Origin of the sequence: Agarivorans sp. TSD2052, from assembly GCF_023238625.1 — a bacterium.
Lineage (GTDB): Bacteria > Pseudomonadota > Gammaproteobacteria > Enterobacterales > Celerinatantimonadaceae > Agarivorans.
This window is the reverse complement of the sequence record NZ_CP096670.1, coordinates 2191339-2214124: the sequence shown is the minus strand read 5'-3', so window position 1 is coordinate 2214124 and position 22786 is coordinate 2191339. Positions and strand designations below refer to the sequence as shown.

Sequence of the window (22786 nt, the reverse complement as noted above, 5' to 3'; positions counted from 1 at the left end):
ATTTTAGGCAGTTTTGTAGCCATAGTCGCGATTACGATTTGAAGGAACAAACATGGCTAACCCGCTTCCCAATAGCCCTCGCACTCTCTTGGTTTTACTTCGTTGGTTATTGTTACTGATCCCAATGGCCATCGCCGTGGGAACACTCAACGCCATGTTTTTGTGGTTACTGGACTACGCCAGTCATACTCGCGCTGCCAAGCCGTATTTACTCTATTTTCTTCCCTTTGCCGGTATTGCGGTCGTATTTGTTTATCGGCGTTTTGGTAAAAACGCCGAGTTAGGCAATAATTTAATCATTGATGAAATTCATCAGCCAGGCGCAGGGATCCCATTGCGAATGGCACCCTTGGTATTATTTTCCACCGTGGTCACCCATTTGTTTGGCGGTTCCGCCGGCCGAGAAGGCACAGCAGTGCAAATTGGCGGCGCCTGCAGCGCAGCTTACGGCAAATGGTTTAAGCTAAATGGCCGCGATTATCAAATACTACTAAGCGCAGGCGTAGCAGCGGGGTTCTCAGCCTTGTTTAGCACACCATTAGCCGCTACCATTTTTGCTTTAGAAGTATTAGCCCTTGGCCGAATTCGTTTCGACTCGGTCATACCAGCCCTATTTGCGGCAATTCTCGCCGACGTAGTGTGCACCGCTTGGGGGGCACCACATACTCAATACAAAATCGATTTTTTAGAGCATGTGATGCTATTTGAACATGTCATGCATGTAGATTTATGGCTGTTGGGTAAAGTATTACTGGCGTCGATTGCATTTGGCCTCACGGGTTTTCTGTTTGGCGAAGCGGTGTTCATGTTTAAGGACATCTTTAAGCATCTGTTTAAAAATCCCTACCTGATTGTGGTGATTGGCGCACTTATCGTTATCGGATTAGTGCACCTAATAGGACATCAAGATTATATCGGCCTAGGTGTTAACAGCTCTCGCGAGGGCGGAGTAAGTATCATCAGCGCCTTTAATGAAGGGGGGGCAGAATGGTACAGCTGGATGTTAAAGCTACTGCTTACTGCAATTACTTTGGCCGCAGGTTTTAAGGGTGGGGAAGTAACGCCTTTGTTCTTTATTGGCGCTACCTTAGGTAATACGTTAGCTTGGGTCATGGGCGCCCCGGTTGATCTGTTTGCCGCGCTTGGATTTATCGCGGTATTTGCCGCAGCAACCAACACTCCCTTGGCGTGTACCATTATGGGAGTAGAGCTTTTCGGTTCCGACCATTTGCTGTACTTCGCGGTAGCCTGTTTTGTAGCCTATTATTTTAGTGGCCATACGGGTATCTATTCATCACAGAGAATAGCGGTACCCAAGTCGGTTAATTTTGCAGCGCACGAAAAAACGCTCGGTGAGGTTAGGGCAACCCGCAACAAAATAGCGCGTTGGTTTAGAAGTCAGGTCAAATAAATGCAATTATTGACACCAGCTCGTATCTGTAGATTGATATTCGCTATCTGTTTAATCACTGGGTCGACTATTGTGTTGGCTTACCCAGGTACGCTAACAACCCGTTACGAAGATGAAGAACTAAAAGCCACTGTCACCTCGAATTCTGATCGACCTATTCGTTGTCAGCTGTCGGCAGGTCCAGATATTGTGTGGATGGAACTAGACGATAAACAAGAAAACTTTAAGTTTGCCAAGGGCTATAAAACCCATGACTTGAGTTTGTACTGCAAGCTGATAGACCAAAAAACCAAGGCAAAACCGTGGCGGCTCAACCCCTACAATACCCCTTTACCCGCCTGGAATATGGTGATTTTCCCCGACTAAACCATTAATTAATGCTTTACAGCTTAGGCCTTTTGGCGATAACAGCAACGTTTCTCCCTTGGGATAGAAAAATAGAAACTCTGGCATTGTAGGCAGTACAAGCCAGAGTTAATTGTTGATTACACCATTGGCTGTGGCTTATTGCTGTTGTAAATAACGCGTCACTGCATTGCTTCTACTTAAGGCATGGCTATTAAGCTCGTCGACGGCTTGATAGAAGTCGTTAGTACTCTCTAGAAATGAATAGCCTGTGCGCTCTGCGCTTGCATATGGTTCCAACAAGGCTGAATAGAAATCATATCTTGCTTGCATTTTAGTTGTCTCAAAGGCGTCGCTCATCACTTCTGTCAAATACTCGTTATAACGGGCTTTATACACCTCATCGTTATATATCTTGGCGATCAAAGGCCAGTCACTATCATCTAAGTCGAAAAAATCTAAACTCAGTGCGCCGCCCATTTTACCGTCTTGCAGAGCTTCGTTATTGTCCCAAGGTATCCAAGTGAGAGTAGCGCTATCAGGATCGTTATATAAATAAAAGTTATGCGGCATTAAGCCATAAGTATCCCAATTTTGAATAATGCCATTTACCGCCAAGTATTTAAGAAAACCGTCTACGTTAAACAACGTTTCTAAATTTGTCCGCCAAGTGTCTGGATCACTGTTTATGTTGTCATCATGCAACGCTTCAAACAAAGCCAAAATGTCTGACCAATCCTCATCATCTTCGTTAGTCTTTTTCTCAAAATCGTCTTGGTTGAAGGTACCGTATACAAAAGTGGCTCCATCGTCTTCTGGTTTGTATAGGTTGCCGTCATCGCTAGTAAACTGGGTATCGATAACGGTATCGTCAACTTCTTCTACTAGGGTATATAAGCCAAAGTATTCTGGTCCTTCACCATGGTCTATGTAAAGAGCATAAAAGGCAGTATGCGAGACAGCTAAGCCAGCATCGCTAAATACGTCGGCAGCGACCTTTTCTCGCATTAATGATTCATCATCATAGTTGTTTTTCAGACTCAGCTTTTTGAAACCAAAAAAACGTTGGTTATCGATTTGTGGGTATTCATCTTCAAACTCATCAAAATCTAACTTAAATGCTAGCTTCAATATTCCTTGCTCCCAGCTGGACTGTAGAGAAGAGTTACCTTTAAAACGAATTCCCACTCGATACCACTGAGTGTCGTTGTAATAAATATCTGCAGGAACAAAAATTGGGTTTTCATCACTGTCTATTAAGTTAGACTGACCATTGCTTTGGCCAAAACTTCCATAGGTCGCAGTCATATCATCTAACATATTTTGCCAGCGCGCTTCGGTAACCACAAAATCCAGGCGTTTTACTTGGCTATCATCAAACACTTCAGAAAAGTTGGGATCTACGTTTTTACTATGAGAGTCTTCTGTCCAGTCGGTCGCTTCGAAATCCGTATCGCTATATTCTTCAGATTCGCTTAGGTCTTCTGCAACGATACTATCGCCTCCACCACAGGCGCTTAAAAGGGGCACGGTTATAGAAGCCATCAGAATGATTGCAAGCAAGGGCACAACAACTTGCCGAGTAGAGCGCAAACAAAATGGTATGAACATTTAAATCTCCTTTATTGATGTTCGTTGCGTCAAGCATCGCCAACGCTGAACTCAATGGTATGAAATAAATGTGCAGACACGGTGCAGAAAGGGTGCAATGAAAAAGGGGTTAAGCTTACCTAAGTAGCGCTTGTTCAGGTTGGTCACAAGCGCTATGTATCAGTGATTTACTGCATTTACCATTACTGAGCGGGAGAAGCAGATTTATCATCGCGATTAAATAATCTCCATAACGTTATTTGGTCTGGAAACCCCGTTGGATTAAGCCCTACAGACGATTGAAACTTTTTAATCGAATTTTCGGCTTCATTGTTGAATTCACTATTTATATCGCCATGATAAAAACCTATGCTGGCCAATTCACTTAACATCCTTACAATAAGCTCTTCGTAAAGTAACACTTCTCTGTTTTCTGCATTTATCACTACTTTATTTGATGCTGTTTTAATACTCGTGAGTGATAATTGCTTTATTAGAGAATTGACTACCGAAAAAACAATTGCCTCGGGGTGTTTAACACAATGCTCATTGACTATCGAAGCGATAAGTTCGGTGCTCTCAAAGGAAGCTACATCATAAACGTCTAAAGCATATTGGTTACTGGCTGTAATGTACCCGTCCATCCACGCTGCAATAACATGATAAGCCGTCGACTTTGCTTTTCTTTCTGCTTGGTATAAGTTGCAACTAACAAGGCCCGCTCCTCTGACCCCAAAATGACCATTTATATCCGCGGCCTTTGCCATAAAAGCCGTGCCTAAATATAGGTTCATGCAAATCAGATAAAAAACAACGCTACCTTTTAACATATTAACTGCTCTCCAAGACGGCGCACTTTTCTATGCCTCACAAATAGTAAAGGTATCAAGCCACACACAAAAAGTAATATGCTAGTGGGTTCGGGCACACCAATAGTAAACGAAGCCGCTTTAATATCATTAAACCCAGAAAGTACAAACGAATTATCAACAATGGGTAACAGCAGTTTGTCTGTTGAAAACAATTCGTTACCAAAGCCTAAAATCTCGTTTAGGCTTATTGGACCAATTGACAACAGATCAATGCCGGCGACACTAACTCCAGCGCCAAGCTTAAATAAATCCATTGTGCCCGTTAAGCCTAGGTCAAGACCCAAAGAGTTAGTTAACATTGTATCTAACCAAAAAGTAGGGCTAAAGGTGGTACTTTTAAGTAAGGCAAAACTTGGCAGCATATCCCATTGGCCTTGCCAACTGCTGTGTAGCCCCTCTAATCCAGCAATCAGAATGGGATTACTAAACGCTAGATTCACCATTAATGTTGGGCTTAATTCGAAGTCTTGAGTAATCCCTAAATCTGGTCCAGCATCTATATCCAAGGCATCGAAACGAGCACCAATTTTGAATCCCGCTATATCTACTAAAGATAAACCTAAACCAAGCGGTGGAATACCATACATTGACGCTATGCCGTCAAGATCAATTCTCGCTTTAATAATGTCATCTCGCCCACTAGAAGTAATCATATTGCCAACCACTCCTCCACTGGTAGATATGTTAGGCAGTTGCGCTTCAATTGACGCGACTTCGACTTCAAGTTCGGGAGTTCCAGTGGGGGTAGTATCCACTATGGTTCCAAACGCGGTAGAAAGCTTAAAGCCAGGAGCAACAAAAGGCGCCGTTGCTATGGGCGTTAATGTGCCTTCTAGGGTTAGCGCTTGATTAAGTAGGCTAAGCTCAGCCAGCGGATCTGGTAATGGTGCGGGTAAATCAGGAAGAATTTTTAAACTGTTTGGGTCTAATACAATGATTTTTTGGTTTACATCAATGGTAGGTAGTTGTGCAGAGCCAGTCATGCATCCATTTGCAATCAAACAGGCTGTTCCCGTAACTGAGCCAGACAATTCTGCAATAGCACTAATGTAAGCTTCTGCTTCGGGCGATTGAGTACTTATCTCACCTCCTGCCAATTGACTATTTGGGTTTAAATTAAAAAACTCTTGTTCGGCTGGGTTGTTACTAGGCAAAACAGCAGAAGCGAGAAAGTTGGCACTGGCATCAACAGAACCACTATTAATCGTGTATCCAAATTCCAATCCCATCTTACCTGAAGTGGTGAAGTCTACTGTTGCTCCAGTCCGAGTGTCCAAAACGGCTACTATATTGTTTTTTTCCGGTTCGGAGGGACAAAACCACCCGAACGTACTTACACATGCTTTCCATGCCCACCAAGATGGGTTGGTTGCTACTGTGGTTTCTGAAATGCCACCAATTATGGTGCCATAGCCAACAGTACTATTGTTCCAAGTTTGGCCTAAGAAAAAACTATCTTCATAAACGAGAGCGTTTCCATTACCCCACATGCTTTGATCGTGAGTAGTAAAGTTTAATGGGTCTGTTTGATAAATGACGCTTGCATTAGCCCTATAAATAACTAAAAACGTCATTAAAAATATAAAGATTGGCATCTTCAGGTACTTTAAGCCGAAAATTATTAGATAGAGAGGATGAAGCAGTGAGGCATTTCGATGAATGGTCATTTTAAATTCCTTTAAACAGTAAAGGAAAATTACTAATTATTGTTTATATTTAGTAACGTTTAAGTGTTCCAACATTTACGCCATCATTGTTTTAAATTTATTGAGAGCGCTAAATTAACTCAACTGATATACAAGCATACTAGGTGCCAATAAATTAATGTTATAGTTATCAATGATGTTTTGGCGATAAATATAGGCGTTAATTTATTTGTGTAAAATTTTCTGACATAAATATCCACATGGCCTTGTTAAGTATCGATAATGTATATCTATTAAATAGTTATTATCATTCTCCTTAAGCTTTTTATAGCTATTCACCTCTCTCGTTTTTTATCAGCTTGTAAACTCCCTAAAGGCGCTCAGATTTTCTTGAGGATCGCTAATAACTTGCTTACGGCAAAAATAGATTGCATATGCCAATAACCAAGGGTATAAATAGCATATGCCACATATAGACAAGAGACAGTACTATGCCTAGACCTAAAATTAGACGTCATGTGTGTGGCCGAGCGGCCAACCAATGCTTTAAACCCAACGGCCTTCCTCTCAGTCAACTTGAAACAGTCACCTTACAAGAGGACGAATTTGAAGCGCTACGTTTAGTGGATTTACTGGGAATGCAACAACAACAGGCCGCGTTAGAAATGGGGGTTTCACGTCAAACCCTCGCCAACATACTAAAAGGGGCTAGGTACAAAGTCACTGACTGCCTAAGCCACGGAAAAGCACTAATTACCGGCAATGCCGACAAGGAGTAAGCCATGATCACAGCAATACCCGTAAACAACGATAAACTAGCCGGCCATTTTACTAAAGCAATGAGTTTCTCGTTTTATGATGGCGCAGGTGTTTTGTTAGCTAGTAGAGCAAACCCAAGTTTAAATGAAGGCTGCCACGGCAAAAAGCAAATACTAGATTTGTTTGACCGTTATAAAGTAGAACGAGTACTGATAAAAAACATAGGCGACAAAATGCTTAACAAGCTGTTAGCCAAAGACCTTATGGTGTTTCAAACCCAAGGACGATTAGCCAGCGTTGATGATTTATTTCAACCAGAGCAGGTCAGTTTACATCAGTTATGCCTAGCCACCGAGGGCAGACCTTCTGGTAACGCAAGCAAGCAACAAGCTTGTTGCCAAAAAAGTGGACTTCAAGGTAAACACACTGGTTGTTGTAAGCATTAATCAAGGTGCCCATCAACACTCACAGCATTAACCCACTACATACCCAATGCGTAGCATGCGGATCAACAGCTCAACAAGCTTCATCATTAGCCTTACGTTTTAAGCCTGAGGGTGAAGCCAGTGTGGTTGGTCACTTTGAAGTAGGGCTTAATCACCAAGGATATAATGGTTTACTTCATGGTGGCCTTATTTGTACGTTGCTTGACGCCAGTATGACCCATTGTCTTTTTCGCCATAAGGTCACTGCTTTAACCGCTGAACTTTCAACCCGCTTCATCAAACCGATAAAAGTAGGCCAGCAGTTACTGATAACGGCTAGGTTGTTAAGTCACCGTAGAGGCATTTACAAGCTAGAAGCTCATATTACCCATGATTTAGAGGTAGTAGCGCGTGCTGAAGCTAAGTTTGTCGCCAGTGAATTTTAAGCGGCTAGGTCATTTAGCGAGTAGCAATCTGTTACTAAGGCCTCCAATTGTAGAGAAGCTAACAACACTCTTGTTCTACTTTATACAACAGTGCGAGTGCTTTTTCATCGTTACATTGTTCAAAATACTCATACAAACAGTTGGTTTGATTACCAATAAAATGAAGATTGTCTTGAGCCAATTTTACTTGCTGTTGCCGCGCACGGGCAAAGTACTCACGCCATAAGGCTGCACCACCGTTGCTACTAAGCTGTTGTTCTAACATTTCAATCAACTTATCGGCATTACCATCACAGTTAATACCACAGAACGACACATAACGGTCGTTAGCTTGGTTATGGTCACTCATTTTGTCGCTCCTATTTTACATTTAGCTCGTCAAGGCTGATGAGCGTAAGGCGGGTATTGCAAACTTAATACCATGCCGACGGCTTACCATTGCTAGTTAATTGCAGAATGCAAAACAGATTTACTCAAACAACAAATAACGATAGAAACTCAGTGTAAGCTCATGTAAATAAATAGATTATATATAGTGGCTTAATAACTGCTTTCACAGCTTGACCAACATTAAATTGCAAGGAAAGGCGATGAGAAATCTACTCTATGTTTTAACGCTAACAGTAGCACTGTTCTACCCAAGCCTAAGCGCTGCCACACTCATTACCGATGAAGTGTATTTAAACTGTACGCAAAGTTCTGGTTCAGACCACCAATTGTGCGAAGGAAATGGTGCCTTAGCTGCCACCGTAAGTGATGCAGTTGAGTACGCCGACTACTTTAACTTTCAAAATTCTCTTAATATCGATGTGTTAGCAGATGCTATTAGGCTAAATTTTGAAAATGGCCCATATTGCGGCTGGTTTACCTGTAACGGACAAGGCTTTTTGAGTTTTGTACTGTCAGACCTTGATTGGATAGGCCAGCCAAATAACGTACTCACCCACATCGATGTTACCAGCAATATAAGCGGAGTAAAAACCAGTTTCACGCCCGACAGCGTATCTTTTGCCTTGCCAGAAACCGAAGTGACCAGTTCTATGTTCTTACAAATTGATCTTTTCAGCGACAGTATCCCTGCTAATACCAACGCAAGGTCTAGTGTCAATGTAAGCGAACCAGCAAGCGTTGCGGTGTTTTCTTTAGCTTTGCTTGGCTTAGTCACGAGAAGATTAAACAAAACTCATAGCTCAAAGAACAACTAGCCAATAAACAAGAGCGAGTTAACTCAACGATTACTCACGCACATTAATAAGATGATGAGGGTAATCCAACCATTTAAACGCCGAGTATCTAAGCGCTACTCGGCTTTATTTCAAGCTTTAACCGCATTGCTGGTTTGTTGGAACTATTTTTAGAAAATTAGCCCACTAACTCAATGTAAACCTGAAACACATTAAATCCTGTACTTATTGGTCTAAAAGCGCGCATTTCCATTGAGATAACGCGTTAATGTGCGCGGGGCCAATTCCACAACAGCCTCCAATGATGCTTGCCCCTGCGTCATACCAACGTTTGGCATAAACGAGATAATCATCAGGCGAGAGTTCGCGCATTGGCTGTAGTGAACTATTGGCTTCATGGTCGGTTTTAATCGGCATAAAGTTATTGGCATATACGCCAATTTCTACATCGCCATCTTGTGCCTCTATTACTTGTTTGGCGTCTTTAATGGCTTGCTCCATCACCTCTGGAATGGAGCAATTAAAGAGTATCGCCTTAGCGCCGGTTTGGCATACTCGCTTGGCTGCGCTACTGACAGATTCGCCTGAGCGTAGGCAGGCTTGGTTACTGACACGGTCATCTAAATTGAACGAGTAGTAGCAGCTTTTACCTGTGGTGCTCAATGCTGTTTGAATCACCTCAAACTCTTTTATACTAGAGATAGTTTCGGCTAGCCAAAGATCAACATAGGGCTGCTGGGCGGCAACTAAGCTGGCAACAATTAGCTTGGCTTTATCGGCATCGAATAAGTCAGGGCGATAGCTGCCAAATGGCGGGGGGATCGCGCCAGCAACACTTATAGGCCTATTGCTTGACGTAGCCTTCATACAAACATTATGGGCAATACTGGCTGCTAAAGTCGCTAGCCTCGCACCATCACTTTGATAAAGCGCGTCTCCTAAATGAAAAGGCACGCAGGCATAGCTATTTACAATGACTATTTCAGCACCCGCGTCGACAAAGTTTTGATGAGCTTGGCTGACGAACTCGGGCGCCTCTATTAGTGCTTGAGCACTCCACAGTGGCTGCGAAAAAGGAGCGCCAATATCTTGCAACTCGCGGCCCATGCCACCATCGAGTATGGTTAATTTGTGCATTTAATCTGTTCTCGACAACGTAATGAGTAGTAGATGTATGTGTGGCCAGAGTAGCAGAGTGGTATAGCGAACTCCATTTAAGTGATCCACTGCTTAGTACTCATTACTCTTGCTTTAAGCGGCCTACATTGTAGAGCCTACTCAGCAGTAAGCGAAGGATAAATCGCTTGATAAAAGTCACCATGCCATTGCAAAGCCGGATGACCATTTTTGATGTTGCTTTGGGCAAAGTGCAACATCGCTTGGTACAAATCATCTGAGCCAGGTTGCGCTGTGTTGATGTGGTGTTTTAGCTGTTGGTAAGCGCTGTTAGGTGGTATCGTCCACAGCGTTTTATCATGCGACATCTTCTTAAAAGACCAAGCAAAGTAACCGGCCAGATCTTGTTTGGCCCACGCAGTGATCTTTGCGATATTGGCATTATTGCTTTCGCCATACTCGCCAATTATGAGTGGAACATTTAACTTATTGGTAATAGCTTCTCGGCCAATCGTGTCTGCCGCGGGGCCGTAATGATGAAGCTGATACACCAACTTGTTGTCCCACTGTTCGGTGACCCCTGACGCTTGTTGCACCTTTGGGTCGGTCCAATCTAACTTCGTAAGGTCAGACCCCCACCAAGATCCTTGGGCAACAATGATGTGTTGAGTATCCACTTCTCTTATGGCGTTACGCAGAGTAATCAATGAGCTAAGCAACTCGAGTTCTCGACCGTGTTGCGGAACCGGTTCGTTAAGTAAGTCGTAGCCCCAAATTACCGGTTCGTCTTTGTAGCGCAGTGCAATATGTCGCCACACTTTAGCAGCAATTTCTATGTTTTCACTGTTATCCCAAAACCCCACCGAGTCTCGCGGTTGGCTGGCATTAGACTGTAGGTTATCAGCATGGGCGCCGGGGTTTTGGTAGCCGGGAGCAGCATGCATGTCTAACAATACGTAAATCCCATGTTTACCGGCTGATTGAATAAGACGATCGAAGTATTCAAAGCCGCGGTCTGTTAATTGACCATCTTGCCAAAACAGCCGGTAATGAAAGGGGACTCGTACTGAATTAAAGCCTAACTGTCTTAACGCTTTAAGGGCTTGATCGTCCACATAATGTAAACGCCATTGATGTTCAAATTCGCGCGCTTTAGCCTCGCTACCAAACACCGTTGTTAGAGAGTTAAACAGCTGAGTATGAGTGCGATATTGATAGTCGCCCATCATTAGGTAACCTTCCCACAGCAGCCAGTTTCCTAAATTTATGCCTTTCAGAAACAATGTTTGGCCATGTTCATCAACGATAGATGTGCCTTTAGTATCGACAAAGTTGGCCATAGCAGCAGTACTCAATAAACCGAATATAATAGCCATAACACAAGCCCTGAATTGGCGCGTAAATGATCTTGTATTGTGATGTTTATTGATTTGGTTATGCACGGCTGATTACTCTCAAACTAAAACGCGTTGTTTTTAAAAGCTAAGGTATTGTTAATGCGAGCAATAACAACTTAGCTTAATAAAAACAAGGGGAAGCCAACAAAATAGCAACCATGATCATGTTTAGCGGCTGTATGGTGACTTGGTCTGCTTACTGGTAGTAATCTAAAGCAATACAAACCGCCAAGAATAGTTGAGCGCGTTGATTTTAATACGTTTAGTATTGAGCTTAAGCCCCTCAAGCTGCGTATAAATAATCAAGCAATAAACTTACCTCCAATGAGGCCGACATGTATTGGGCTAAACCTAGCGAGTTACAAGTGGTGGTGTTACGACTGTGTTTGCTAATAAGCCTAATGGTGTTAGCAACAAACCACGCACAGGCCAATCAAACAGGCTTCTGGGATGAGCTCAAATCATCAAACCACCTTGTATTGCTGCGACATGCGATTGCCCCTGGTAACGGCGACCCTACACATTTTGATGTAAACGATTGTAGTACCCAACGTAACTTGTCGCCAGAAGGGCAACAGCAAGCCAGCGCTATTGGCGAGCAGTTTCGTCTACACGGCATAGATCGGGTAAGGGTATTTTCAAGCCAGTGGTGCCGCTGCCTAGACACTGCTCGCTTACTTAAATTTGGTGAGGTAAAGGAATTGCTGGCTTTAAACTCCTTTTACCGGCAATTTCAACGCCAAGAACAACAAACCCAAACGCTTAAAGAATGGTTAGCCCAGCAAAACTTAACGCTACCCACGGTGTTGGTAACCCATCAAGTTAATATCACTGCGCTAACCGGTGTGTACCCACAATCTGGGGAGTTAATACTGGTTAAACGACTTGAACATGGTGAGGTGCGAGTCGTAGCAAGAAAGCGGGTTAAACCTCGTTAATTTACTGCGCTCAGCGATTTTCGCTGATGAGCACAACACTAAAACACGGCAAACAAGGTCTTATAGTGGACGCATTTCTTAATTTACTTAACCAATATGGCACTATTGTGTACCTGATAGTGTTTGCCTATTGTGCACTTAAAAGTGGCTGGTTACCGTTGTTTGCTGGTTACGCTGCACATACCGGCGCACTAGAACTTGGAGCGGTGGCTATTGCAAGCTTTGCTGGCGGCTATTTAGGTGACGAGTTGCGTTTTTATCTGGCAAAAACCTATGGCGCAGGTTGGCTAGATAAACCCAATCAATTTGGTCAGCTATTTAAACGCGCGCGCCTACTTGCCGAGCGTTATGGCACCGCTTATATCTTTATTTATCGCTACCCCAAAGGGCTTAGAACTATTGGGGCCTTGCCACTAGGTTTAACCGATATGCCGTGGCGCAAGTTTTCTCTTCTCAATGCCAGCTCAGCCCTAATATGGGTGCTAGTTTTAGTTGGTGGCGGTTACTCGTTTGGTGCCACCTTTGACGCCATGGGCATGCAAAATCTAACGGCCTTGAGCGTGCTAATGCTAGGCGTATTTTTGGTAACACTTTACCAATTGTGGCGAACTGAACCGAAACCCGGCCCGCAAAAACAACCCTGAAGTTAAGTTATTACCAATAAATCACGGTTATAGGTATCGGCGGACAATATAGGCTGATCGCTTACAACTAAGTTGGATAATTATTGCTTGAAAGAGGCTGTTGGGCATTCGTGGTCTATCTTATTCCTGCCTCATTGTTTGTTAAGCAGGTAGTCCAGTCACACCTTCAAACCCGCCTTCATCTTTCGCAACACTCATCATTTCACTCAGTGCTTCTAATATATACATGACGAAAACTGAACGTTTAGGGCTTGCGCACTTTTCCACTGTGACTATATACAGACTCATTGGTTCTCAAGCTGCTTTTGTCAAAACGGTCTACAAAACTTGAACACTGACTATTGATAAAATTAAAAGAAAACCTCAAAGTAGACAATAAGTTAAAGAGAGAGCATGAACCGACTGGCAATTTTGCGCTAAGTCACACTTTCAGTGATAGGAAGCGTGCTCATTGAATGGGATAGGAAGCACGTGCTTCCTACTTAGCGTTATAAGGCAAGTATGAAGCTCACTGAACTTTCAGAGTCTGATTTATTATCATTTACTTTAGATCATCAAAACTTATATATAGAGTTTCTTCTCTTGGTCGGAGACGGACGGAAGTTTAAGGTGTTTGCTAATAATATTGATTCGAACCCAATCACCGTAAGTTTTATTGGCTTAAATATCAGAGCAAATTTAACAACGTCTGATAACGTTCCATACCTTGGTGAAATTGAGTCTATTTATGAATCGGATTCAGGTTTCTGTTTTGAAGGTGATATAGGGATTATCGAAGTTAAAGCAAATAGATACTGTGTTGAAAAAGCCTTATAACAAGGGTTTTCAAGTCGACAAATTACAGTTGGCTGTTGTTCGTGCCTCACACATTTTAGCCAACAGTAATTTTCCGTTTAAAAGGCGTTAACTGTACAAGAGAAGTTATCAAATCATGGAACGAGTAGAACCAACTATCGGTAATTTGGAATCGGTAGCAGACGCTCCGAAAGCAACGGAAGAGCTTAAACCCAAAGTCGTGAAGCCCGCTCTCGCTAGCAGAGGTGCGCGATATATGGCGCATGGCTTCGACCTTCTTTTTGCGGGTGTGCTGGGTGTAATTGTTATTGCCATAGCTCAACATTTGCAACTGGATCAAACGGTTCAAGATGCTTTCGTCGCTGCTGTTGCTTGTGGTTATTACCTGCTGTGCGATGCTCTTCCAAAGGGGCGTAGCCTTGGTAAATCGCTCTACAAAATATCGGTGATTAGCAAAAAAACTGGCGCTTACTGTACCCTTTATCAGTCCTTTTTAAGGAACATAACAATTCCTTTTTTGGCTATGATCGACATGCTTCTAATACTGGGCAAAAGCAAGCGAAGAATAGGTGACTACTTGGCAGGCACAGTGGTAGTCAAAGCAGCTAACAATGCAAGTCACTAACTTGTCGCTACGCTCCTCGGGGGCAAAGGCCACAGCCCGGCAAGCTGCTGGCCATTGCCCGTGCTTGCGGCGTTATAAGCTGGTGAACCTGTGAGTTACTTTTTTATTATTTTGGGCGGTTTGATAGTTGTTTATACTTTACTTGCCTATATTACAGGCCTTCCGCAACTGACAGAACTTATCCCCGTTTGCCTCGGTTCTGATCATCCGAGCAGGCAATTTTATAAAGTCGTTCCCAGCGATAAATCTGATCATGGGCCAAAGTATATCTTGGGTTTAGGCGTCGCTCTTTTGGTGGCGGGTCTTGGTATTAAATATTTACTATCGCACTAGGTGGCGCTTATAGCAAAGCCCCTGTAACGAGTAGAAAACTGATCAAACGTTATTGTCCGCCGGCAAAAGGGCTAATTTCAGGGTTTAGTTAGAGCTTGCCTAGCACAACGCTTATTGCTGGCGCAACGCTTAGAACAGTATTTTACTAATGGCCAATCACGTGCCCACTTTTTACGCCAATTAAACGGCCGCTGGCACACTAAACACAGCTTACTGGGAAGTTGAGACTTTTTCATAATCTACAGACAAACTGTATAAGTGCTGGCCCTAGGCAGAGTGTTACAGCACTCAAAGGGCTTACCAAACTATAAACGCTGACCAATCGCATTAGTCAGCCATGTTGGGCCAATCGGCCGCGTCGACCGAATCTAAAGATTGGCTGGTCACTGCTCCTTGCCATTTGGCAATGAACTCTCCGTGGGGATCATAACAAGCGGTTTGCTTAGTAATGTTAAAATGGCGTCCCCCTCTAGGGTCTACGCCTACACCAGCAATATACTGCCAATTGCCCCAGTTAGACGCTAGATCATGATCGATAAGCTGTTGCTGAAAATAAGCCGCACCATAACGCCAATCAATACCTAAGTCATGTACTAAACAGCTAGCAACAATTTGCCTACCTCTATTAGAGATAAAACCCGTTTGCATAAGTTGCTTGATACACGCATTTACTAAGGGGTAGGGAGTGTTACCGTTACACCACTTAGCAAAGCGCTCTGGGTAGAACGCGCTCAATGGTTTGTGTTGGCTTAAGCCCTTAAATGCATAAAGGCTCGCCCCTTGCCTTACGGCCAAGCAATGAAAATATTCTCGCCACAATAATTCAAATTTTATCCAGTAGGTAGATTCGTTCTTAATATGCTCACGCTCATATTTGTTAACGGCCGCCCAGATCTGTCTAGGTGACAAATTGCCATTGGCTAAATAGGGGCTCAACTTGGTAGAGCTTTGCCAGCCATCTAATTGGTTACGGGTTTGTTTATAAGTGCTAGGAGCCGCGCTACTAAAATAATCGTTTAAGTGGGCTAGCGCGGCTTGTTCTCCGGCTAAAAATACCTCTTGGCTGGCAACTGCCACTTCGCTTTTACTTGGGGTGGCTAAGCCAAGCAGTTCTTGCAGTTGCATTGCGCTGATAAACTCGCCCTGCAAATTAAACGGGGCGGGCAAATCACCTATCCATGTTTGGCAAGGTAAGGTGACCTCAGCGCGGCCTTTTTCCAGAGTATTACGAAACTTAGAAAAGCTTTCAAATTGTAGCGGGTTTTCAAACAGTGGGTATGCTTCAAGCAGGTTTTGACCAAACAAACTGTTATTCCATTCGCTAGCGATAAACTGTTGAGGCAAAAGCCGGTTTAGTGCGTGCAGGGTGTTAGATTCATACCAACCCACATGGTTAGCGCATGCCACTTGGTTGATGCCATGGCGAGTGACCCACTGGGGTATCAATTTAATTGGGTCGCCCTGACAAATATGCAGCGTATGACCTAATCTTGCCAGCTGCTGTTCTAAATCAAGCAGTGAGTGAACGATAAATCTAAGGCGGTGAGCCCCTAACAAACAATGCTGGAAGTTATTAGGTATTAACCAAGCGGGATCAAGCAAATAAATAAAAGCGATGCTTTGGTGGCGACTAATTAAGTCGCTTAGTACTAAATTGTCTTTAAGCCGTAAATCCTCACTAAACCAATACAAGGCTCTATTCTTGGGTAAGGCGTGCTTGGGCAAACGGGGCTCAGCCAAAATACTTACTCGGGTTGTTATTCATAAGTATTACTACGAGGTTTAGCTGGCTTAAGTTCAGCGGTTAAAGTAAATACCTTAAACAGAACGCTTCCACCTAGTGACTAGCAAACAGCATGGTTACTACCTTAAAAGGTAAGCCAGAAAGCCAGCGTTTATCGTTTAGCTATTGCTGGTTACACAAATTTGTAGAGCTTGACTAAATCAAGAAGCTAAAAGCCGCTAAATGTTCGGAACTAACAACAAAATAGCGCATACTGCAGCCATCATTACAATCAATATAGCAGTAACATCAAATATGAATTTGAATCAGCTCAGCCAACCTTTTTCACTGTCTAATGGCCAAGTGATTAAAAACCGTTTGTTCAAATCAGCAATGAGCGAGCAGCTAGGCGATAAGCAACATAACCCCACTTTTGGCTTAGCTACGCTATACAAACGTTGGGCTAAGGGCGGTATTGGCTTATCTGTTACCGGTAATGTAATGGTAGACAGGCAGGCGCTAGGTGAACCTAAAAACGTTGTGTTAGATGAACACAGTAACTTAGCCTTATTTAGTCAATGGGCCGAGGCGGGTAAGCAGAATGGCGCTCAGATTTGGATGCAACTTAACCACCCTGGTAAGCAAATCCCTAAGTTTTTATGTGAAGAGCCAGTGGCACCGTCTGCTATTGCTTTGGGGCGTGGATTAGAAAAAGGCTTTAATACGCCACGCGCACTCACTGAAACAGGCATCTATGAGATCATTAGTCAATTTGCTACCAGTGCCAAGCTAGCCAAACAGGCTGGGTTTACTGGGGTTCAAATTCATGGCGCGCATGGTTATTTGGTGAGCCAGTTTTTATCTTCTCGGCATAATCAAAGAAACGATCAATGGGGTGGCTCGCTCGAAAACCGCCTTCGCTTTGTAGTTGAAGTGTATCGGGCAATCCGTAAAGAAGTGGGAGATGATTTCCCAGTTGGCATTAAGCTAAACAGCGCTGATTTTATGCAAGGCGGCTTCACCGAAGAAGAGTCGATGCAGGTGGTGCAAACACTCAGTGATAAGGGGATTGATTTAATCGAAATATCGGGCGGTACTTACGAAAGCCCCTCGATGATGGGCGCAAAAAATAACAGCGAACCGCTAAAGGCCAGCACAATAAAACGCGAAGCCTATTTTATGGATTACATGGTAAAAGTTCGTAAATTGGTTAGCACACCGCTCGTAGTCACCGGTGGCTTTAGAACCGGGCCAGCTATGAACGAAGCGCTCAATACATCGGCGACAGACTTCATTGGCATTGCCCGTACTATGGCGGTTGACCCTGAGTTTCCTAATAAGTTAATTGGCAACCCAGACCATGGTATGCCGCTCACCGTGCCAACAACGGGTAAACCAGGCTTAGATAAAATGGCGATGGTAGGCTTGGTTTGGTATGAACACCAAATGTGGCGTATCGCTGCGGGTAAAAAAGCCGATCCTAAATTAAGTGCTCTTGGTGTGGTGGCTAAAACAATATTAAGTGCAGGCTGGCTGGCGTTTAAAAAGCGCCGAGCGTAAGCAGTAATACCCATAAAATAGCAGAACCTTGATTAATCAAGGTTCTGCCGAACTAATTTTGGTTATTTAAAAAGCTACGCGATGTTTTGTGGCAGCAATCCTCTTATGGGATCCTACTAAAATGAAAAGCGATACTATAGGTTGTGTTGGAGACTGAGTATCCGCTGCGATCAGGGTCCCGTACTTCAACTAAGGTCTCTATGCCTTGCTCTACGATAAGGCTTTGCGCTAAGTCTTTAGTTGATTGTCTCGGTATTTCGATTGTCTCAATAGGAGAGCTATCACCAGGTCGAGACACCGAAACCAAGATGGTTCGTACTCCTAGGTTTGGCTCGCCAGAACCAATTACTGGGTGGTAACCTTCAAGATATTCTATTTTTTCTAGCTTCATTGATTTTGGACAGGTTCTAATAAGTGCGGCTTTTTTGTCGTTGTCTACTAACTCTGGCACTGCAACATTGTCTGCGTCTGGTGATAGAAAACTAAATGCTCGTCGGTAAAAGGCGCGTTGTGGATCCATATAAACACTCGGACTTCCTGACGACCGACCAAAATCTAAGTATTGAAAAGAGTCTTCAAAGTTAAAAAATACCTCTATGGTTTTCGCGTTAATAAAGCCACCTACTGTTTGGGCTCTTATACTTATCTTATAAAGCCCTGTAGCGGGGAAAAACTGCCTATTTGTGGTTGCTAATTCGAAGCCACCTGTAGCTTCATCACCAATTAATACTTGGTTAACAGCCCTATCTCCGGCCTCGTTAAATTGCACTAAGTGAACGGAAACGGAGAGTAACTCGGCCTCTTCGCCAAAATTAGCAGACGTAGTCACTGCCCAATTACCCTCATAGTTGCAGTACGATGAACGACATATCCAATTTACATTACTCGTAAGATCGATATCTATAGTTTCAATACGTTCTGGTCTCGGTGGGCGTAAAAATGAAAAGGCTAAGATTGCTATACCAATGCCTATAATGGCTGCGAAAACAGCAATACCGATTGCAATTTCCATAATCAACTCCTTTTATTAAGTTGCGACTCACTAGCTAAAAAGTATAGGTACCAATGGTGCTCTCAGCAACACGCTAACTTATATATAAATAAAAGTAAGGTGACGGTTAAAGGGTTTTACTCTAAATACTACCGCTTTAACCTGAGTTTTTTACTATCACGGCGCTGATTATGCTGGGCAAAGAAATGAAAGGCTAGGGCATGTGGCAGTCTTTAACAGACTTAGGGTTTACGCCGCATTCGGGCTTAATAGCTGTGTTCTTAGTGCTGCATTGGCGCTTGCTCAATCGCATGGATAAACGTGTTTACAAGCTGGAACTGCAGCAAGAATTAACCAAAAAGTAATCATAGATTAAGGCGAGTAAAAAAGAAGCCACGTATCAAAGCGGCGCATCGAGCAGCAAGCTTAAGCCAGGTTATAAATACTCAAAAGGTGGCGGCATAGTTAAGGCGAAAGCTAAGGCCAAAACCACCAAAAAGAAACGCTCTACCAAGCGGAAAACCAGCCGCAAAAAAGCGTTTAAGTTGTTTAAATAAGAAGGCCCGCGTTAAGCGGGCTTTTTTATTGGGATGAAGAAACTACATTTAAAATACTGTTTATCTTTATATTTTATGCTAGCGTTCGATTTATCAACTAAAAAACAGGTTTACGTATGAAATATGGAACGAGTTTAATTCATTTAGATAACAAGTGGGACCTTGACGACTTTACTATCTTAACTAAAGAGTATCAGCAACTTTATGGGTTCTTCCATACTTTAATCCAAGTGGAAAATGGGGTGTTTGGCGAGCTAGAATTTGAACGAATGCCTTGGCTGGGCGGTGCTAGCGTTGTTCACTTCTTTAGTGCGATGGGTAAATATGTACACCCAATGCACAAGCCAACCGTAAAAGAAATTCAATACGCTTCACCCGGCTTCATAGAATTAGCGTTACTAATAGAACCGGCACAAGATATCGCATTATTGGTAGGCTCAATAGCTGGTTCTTTTACTACTGTGGCTGCAACTTACAATGTTATCCATAGGGAGTATCAAAAGCGCCAATTGACTCAGTTCAAAATGAAAGAGTTAGAAGCCGCTCAACAACATGATCAAATAGCTTTCGTCAAAAACTCGGTAGGTGAACTTCATCGTTCCCTAAATTTAAAACGTAAACAAGCTGAAGCTTTAGAAAAGCTTTCGAAGCATGACGAGTTGGTTCAACTAAAAATGTTACTTGCACTTTATCGACGCGCTAAGCCTATAGCTAAACTACAAGTAGATAACAAAGCAAACCTAAACCAAGAACGCAAACATGATGAGTAAACTTACAGTATTAGCAATATTTTGTTGTTTAGCTTTAGTCTTTGTCCCCACCGGCTTATACACTTATAAGTTTGGTATTGGGTTATGGAATAGCCATGAGGACTGGGCTCGAATGGGAGGCTTTTTTGGCGGGGTTGTGGGACCTCTAATTACTGGGTTTTCGCTGATTTTCTTAGGTTTACAACTCAAAGAACAACTGGTTCAACGCAAAATGGAGCTTATTGATAAGAAAAGCTCTCATTACGAAAAAGATATAAGCGCGTTAATTCCAAAGTTAGCTTTGTCATTAGAGAATGTGAAATTTAAAGGTGGTCTTAAATTTACAAACTTAAAATATGAAATACATGAAAAGGCGGGGGAATGCGAAAAAGCCAATCAATTAGTTGAAGAGTTCGTGGAATCGTTTTTTCAGATTTTCAATATTTGGGCTTCGATTGATAACAATTACCGAGAACTAGCAAGGATTGACTACCAAAGGTATAGGGCGCTTACATTTTATATACTTATTGAGTGTGAATTAGAGGATTTGTATCATCTAAATTTATTAACGAACAGATTTGAAAAAATAGAAGAAGTGCTTTGTACGCAGCTTTAGTTATGTTTAATACCATCAATCGTCTAAATAAGGTATATGTGAAATGAAATTCTTTTTTAAGTCGCTTGTTGTGATGATGTTACTGGTAGTTGGTTTTTTTTATTACATGGGTGGTGAAGAACCTAATGTCAGTGGTAGTACATATACAGCCACCAACTACAATGGGTTATATTCTATTCATTACTCTAGTAGTTCTAGCCTTTGTGGTGAAATCGGACTCCAGTTTAAGCTGTTACATCAAAATAATGGTTTAAGTAATTCAGCTAAGATGCATAAAAGTAATTGTAGAGATCTGGGTAATGGCAACCTAGAGGGTTATGTATTTCCTAAAGATAAGCCTAATCTAAGGGTGTTTTGGCAATATAGGAATGGAAAGGTTAATTACAAATAGCCTTGTAAGCGCCGGTGTATGCCGGCACCACAAGATTAGTTACTTAAAGGAGACAACCTTAGAATTAGATTGCTCCCCAACAACCCAATCGGGGACTTTTGCTGCTCTACGATTGTTTAACCAAGTGATTGATTTATATGGATACCAATTTAACATAATATACATTATGCGCCTTATGGGTGGCTTTTTAGCAATCTAGATAATTTTGCCTGTAAAATGCCGCGTAGAATTCACTTTTAGCCTAAATGGTCTAAGGGCTTATTTTCAGCCGATTGATGACGCTCAACTCTGCTTGTATGCAAATACTGAGATGTGGTGTCGATACTGTCGTGGCCGGCATCGGCTTGTACATGCGATAAAGGTCGGCCCACTAAATTTATGTCGTGCGAAATACCTGTGTGCCTAATGCTATGTGGTGTGAGCTGGCGCATTTCATTGGCGTCTTGTTCAAAGCCGTCTTTCTCAGCCAGCTTTGCTGCTTGCTCAATCACTGTGTAGATGTGTTCTCTTAATTGCCTAATACCTAAGTTAGCATTAAGTAAACCTGCGTCTCGGCCACGACCAGCAGCTCGGTGTCTTATAAACAGCGGCGTATTTTCATTCGGCGCTGGTAATGGCGTTAAGTTTAAACATTGTCTATAACGCTGTAACGCTGTTAGTAATTGTTTAGATACTGCAACGGTTCGCTTTTTCCCGCCTTTACTGCGTGGTATATGAAAACCCCAAACCGATGTTTTAGCGTCACGTTTAAATTGGCCCATAATCGGCGAAAAGCCAGGCCTAGCTGCCACTTCAGATATGCGTAAGTAGCAACTGTACATTAAGCTTACCAAAAATAAGATCCGCTCATTTTCTACAGGACTTTGTTTGGCTAGCAGTTGTGCAGCACTCATTACATAAGACCACTGCAAATCACTAAACGACTTTATATCTTCGTGGTCTTCGCCGCTGATCGTGTGTTGGCTACCTGTTTTGAATCGGCCATTTTTCATTAGCATCATGGCTGGGTTACGTTCCGTATATTCTTCATTGATTAGATATGAATAGAACGATGACAATATTGCTAACTTGGTTTTTAAGGCTTTATCGCTGATCCGGTAAGCTTGCTCAATACCGTCTATTTTCTTGCCTAAAAATGGACGCCATAATGGATTGGGTACTCGCGTCTCCAGCTGCTTATTGTTTATAAATTGGGCCACATTGCGATAAGCAATCAAGGGTTTAGGCGGATTACAGCAATAATCAATATACCTTGTCAGCACTCTGCGGTTGATATCACCTACAGAAATTTGTTCTTCTGCATAAGCCCAATGTAAAAATGTAGTGAGTTCACTACGATAGGTTTTGAAATTGTTTTCGCTAAATTTTTGCTCTAACAACCAATCTACGGCGAATTCGTAAACAAACCCGGCATCGTTAATCGTATTCACCGTGACACTGGCTAGAAACTGATTAACCACTGCATTGCCATCTTCTAAATGTTGCAAAGAATCAAAAAGCGGTAAGGCTGGCGGCAGTTCTAACATCAAATAAGCTCTTTAAAATCAATGAGGTAATCCAACGATTATACACTTAAAAGCAATTGCCGATAAATAGCATTATCGGCAATTGGTGCTGTTTTTCGCCGCCGTTTAAACTTTAAAAACTTTGTGAAATTTGCTTGGCAAGAACTG

27 protein-coding genes are annotated in these 22786 nt (G+C 42.7%); 16 read left to right on the top strand and 11 right to left on the bottom strand.

The window, feature by feature from the left end; all coding sequences use genetic code 11:
- The first annotated feature begins 52 nt into the window (after positions 1–52).
- Together M0C34_RS10095 and M0C34_RS10090 are read left to right on the top strand one after the other, a co-directional pair.
- Positions 53–1411 carry a voltage-gated chloride channel family protein gene (locus tag M0C34_RS10095; RefSeq protein WP_248715487.1) on the top strand — a complete coding sequence of 453 codons (1359 nt, stop codon included), beginning with the start codon at positions 53–55 and terminating at the stop codon, positions 1409–1411.
- Positions 1412–1777, top strand: coding sequence for a hypothetical protein (locus M0C34_RS10090; protein WP_248715486.1), 366 nt, complete (start codon positions 1412–1414; stop codon positions 1775–1777). It begins immediately after the preceding gene.
- 138 nt (positions 1778–1915) lie between these two features.
- Here M0C34_RS10090 and M0C34_RS10085 read toward each other — a convergent pair whose 3' ends face one another.
- The 3 genes from M0C34_RS10085 to M0C34_RS10075 all read right to left on the bottom strand — a co-directional run bounded on the left by M0C34_RS10085 (position 1916) and on the right by M0C34_RS10075 (position 5495).
- Positions 1916–3367, bottom strand: a complete 1452-nt coding sequence (locus M0C34_RS10085) for a CotH kinase family protein (RefSeq protein ID WP_248715485.1) — start codon at positions 3365–3367, stop codon at positions 1916–1918.
- Positions 3368–3549: 182 nt separating this feature from the next.
- Positions 3550–4176 (bottom strand): peptidoglycan-binding domain-containing protein, encoded by a 627-nt coding sequence (locus M0C34_RS10080; RefSeq protein WP_248715484.1) that lies wholly within the window; start codon positions 4174–4176, stop codon positions 3550–3552.
- Complete coding sequence (locus tag M0C34_RS10075; protein ID WP_248715483.1) at positions 4170–5495, bottom strand: hypothetical protein; 1326 nt, start codon at positions 5493–5495, stop codon at positions 4170–4172. The genes M0C34_RS10080 and M0C34_RS10075 overlap by 7 nt, the downstream gene beginning before the upstream one ends.
- An 860-nt stretch (positions 5496–6355) precedes the next feature.
- Here M0C34_RS10075 and M0C34_RS10070 point away from each other — a divergent pair.
- From M0C34_RS10070 to M0C34_RS10060, 3 genes are read left to right on the top strand one after another with little or no spacing between them, the layout of a single operon-like run.
- Positions 6356–6643, top strand: coding sequence for a DUF134 domain-containing protein (locus M0C34_RS10070; protein ID WP_248715482.1), 288 nt, complete (start codon positions 6356–6358; stop codon positions 6641–6643).
- 3 nt (positions 6644–6646) lie between these two features.
- The gene (locus M0C34_RS10065) at positions 6647–7069 is read left to right on the top strand and encodes a NifB/NifX family molybdenum-iron cluster-binding protein (RefSeq protein WP_248715481.1); all 423 of its coding nucleotides are present in this window, start codon (positions 6647–6649) and stop codon (positions 7067–7069) included.
- A 5-nt stretch (positions 7070–7074) separates the two neighbouring features.
- Complete coding sequence (locus tag M0C34_RS10060; RefSeq protein WP_248715480.1) at positions 7075–7494, top strand: PaaI family thioesterase; 420 nt, start codon at positions 7075–7077, stop codon at positions 7492–7494.
- Between the two features lie 58 nt (positions 7495–7552).
- Here the strand turns inward: M0C34_RS10060 and cowN are convergent, their stop codons facing one another.
- Positions 7553–7843: a N(2)-fixation sustaining protein CowN gene (gene cowN / locus M0C34_RS10055; RefSeq protein ID WP_248715479.1), complete on the bottom strand. Its 291-nt coding sequence runs from the start codon at positions 7841–7843 to the stop codon at positions 7553–7555.
- Positions 7844–8084: 241 nt separating this feature from the next.
- On the opposite strand from cowN, the gene M0C34_RS10050 reads away from it, so the two are divergent.
- Positions 8085–8699 carry a hypothetical protein gene (locus tag M0C34_RS10050; RefSeq protein WP_248715478.1) on the top strand — a complete coding sequence of 205 codons (615 nt, stop codon included), beginning with the start codon at positions 8085–8087 and terminating at the stop codon, positions 8697–8699.
- A 204-nt stretch (positions 8700–8903) separates the two neighbouring features.
- Here M0C34_RS10050 and M0C34_RS10045 read toward each other — a convergent pair whose 3' ends face one another.
- Both M0C34_RS10045 and M0C34_RS10040 read right to left on the bottom strand, forming a co-directional pair.
- Positions 8904–9815, bottom strand: coding sequence for a homocysteine S-methyltransferase family protein (locus M0C34_RS10045; protein ID WP_248715477.1), 912 nt, complete (start codon positions 9813–9815; stop codon positions 8904–8906).
- 137 nt (positions 9816–9952) lie between these two features.
- A complete protein-coding gene (locus tag M0C34_RS10040) occupies positions 9953–11170 on the bottom strand; it encodes a glycoside hydrolase family 5 protein (protein WP_248715476.1) in 1218 nt (405 codons plus the stop codon).
- Between the two features lie 356 nt (positions 11171–11526).
- On the opposite strand from M0C34_RS10040, the gene M0C34_RS10035 reads away from it, so the two are divergent.
- A complete protein-coding gene (locus tag M0C34_RS10035; protein ID WP_248715475.1) occupies positions 11527–12129 on the top strand; it encodes a histidine phosphatase family protein in 603 nt (200 codons plus the stop codon).
- Positions 12130–12155: 26 nt separating this feature from the next.
- Positions 12156–12773, top strand: coding sequence for a DedA family protein (locus M0C34_RS10030; protein WP_248715474.1), 618 nt, complete (start codon positions 12156–12158; stop codon positions 12771–12773).
- Between the two features lie 141 nt (positions 12774–12914).
- Here M0C34_RS10030 and M0C34_RS10025 read toward each other — a convergent pair whose 3' ends face one another.
- On the bottom strand, positions 12915–13061 hold the full coding sequence (locus tag M0C34_RS10025) for a hypothetical protein (RefSeq protein ID WP_248715473.1): 147 nt from the start codon (positions 13059–13061) through the stop codon (positions 12915–12917).
- Between the two features lie 213 nt (positions 13062–13274).
- Between M0C34_RS10025 and M0C34_RS10020 the strand changes: the two genes are divergently transcribed.
- The 3 genes from M0C34_RS10020 (at position 13275) to M0C34_RS10010 (ending at position 14526) form a co-directional block, all read left to right on the top strand.
- Complete coding sequence (locus M0C34_RS10020) at positions 13275–13589, top strand: hypothetical protein (protein ID WP_248715472.1); 315 nt, start codon at positions 13275–13277, stop codon at positions 13587–13589.
- Positions 13590–13704: 115 nt separating this feature from the next.
- Positions 13705–14193, top strand: coding sequence for an RDD family protein (locus tag M0C34_RS10015; RefSeq protein WP_248715471.1), 489 nt, complete (start codon positions 13705–13707; stop codon positions 14191–14193).
- A 90-nt stretch (positions 14194–14283) separates the two neighbouring features.
- Complete coding sequence (locus M0C34_RS10010) at positions 14284–14526, top strand: hypothetical protein (RefSeq protein WP_248715470.1); 243 nt, start codon at positions 14284–14286, stop codon at positions 14524–14526.
- A gap of 77 nt (positions 14527–14603) precedes the next feature.
- Here the strand turns inward: M0C34_RS10010 and M0C34_RS10005 are convergent, their stop codons facing one another.
- Both M0C34_RS10005 and M0C34_RS10000 read right to left on the bottom strand, forming a co-directional pair.
- A complete protein-coding gene (locus tag M0C34_RS10005) occupies positions 14604–14762 on the bottom strand; it encodes a DUF2256 domain-containing protein (RefSeq protein WP_248715469.1) in 159 nt (52 codons plus the stop codon).
- 91 nt (positions 14763–14853) lie between these two features.
- Entirely contained in the window at positions 14854–16266 is a 1413-nt protein-coding gene (locus M0C34_RS10000) for a DASH family cryptochrome (protein WP_248715468.1), read from the bottom strand.
- Positions 16267–16564: 298 nt separating this feature from the next.
- Here M0C34_RS10000 and M0C34_RS09995 point away from each other — a divergent pair, with 298 nt between their 5' ends.
- The gene (locus M0C34_RS09995; protein WP_248715467.1) at positions 16565–17809 is read left to right on the top strand and encodes an NADH:flavin oxidoreductase/NADH oxidase family protein; all 1245 of its coding nucleotides are present in this window, start codon (positions 16565–16567) and stop codon (positions 17807–17809) included.
- Between the two features lie 103 nt (positions 17810–17912).
- Here M0C34_RS09995 and M0C34_RS09990 read toward each other — a convergent pair whose 3' ends face one another.
- The gene (locus tag M0C34_RS09990; protein WP_248715466.1) at positions 17913–18821 is read right to left on the bottom strand and encodes a hypothetical protein; all 909 of its coding nucleotides are present in this window, start codon (positions 18819–18821) and stop codon (positions 17913–17915) included.
- Positions 18822–19021: 200 nt separating this feature from the next.
- Here M0C34_RS09990 and M0C34_RS09985 point away from each other — a divergent pair, with 200 nt between their 5' ends.
- From M0C34_RS09985 to M0C34_RS09970, 4 genes are all read left to right on the top strand, one after another.
- Positions 19022–19165: a hypothetical protein gene (locus M0C34_RS09985; RefSeq protein WP_248715465.1), complete on the top strand. Its 144-nt coding sequence runs from the start codon at positions 19022–19024 to the stop codon at positions 19163–19165.
- A 308-nt stretch (positions 19166–19473) separates the two neighbouring features.
- On the top strand, positions 19474–20127 hold the full coding sequence (locus tag M0C34_RS09980) for a hypothetical protein (protein WP_248715464.1): 654 nt from the start codon (positions 19474–19476) through the stop codon (positions 20125–20127).
- Complete coding sequence (locus M0C34_RS09975) at positions 20117–20722, top strand: hypothetical protein (RefSeq protein ID WP_248715463.1); 606 nt, start codon at positions 20117–20119, stop codon at positions 20720–20722. The genes M0C34_RS09980 and M0C34_RS09975 overlap by 11 nt, the downstream gene beginning before the upstream one ends.
- A gap of 43 nt (positions 20723–20765) precedes the next feature.
- Positions 20766–21113: a hypothetical protein gene (locus M0C34_RS09970; protein ID WP_248715462.1), complete on the top strand. Its 348-nt coding sequence runs from the start codon at positions 20766–20768 to the stop codon at positions 21111–21113.
- A gap of 236 nt (positions 21114–21349) precedes the next feature.
- Here M0C34_RS09970 and M0C34_RS09965 read toward each other — a convergent pair whose 3' ends face one another.
- On the bottom strand, positions 21350–22639 hold the full coding sequence (locus tag M0C34_RS09965; RefSeq protein WP_248715461.1) for a tyrosine-type recombinase/integrase: 1290 nt from the start codon (positions 22637–22639) through the stop codon (positions 21350–21352).
- Positions 22640–22786: the final 147 nt, after the last annotated feature.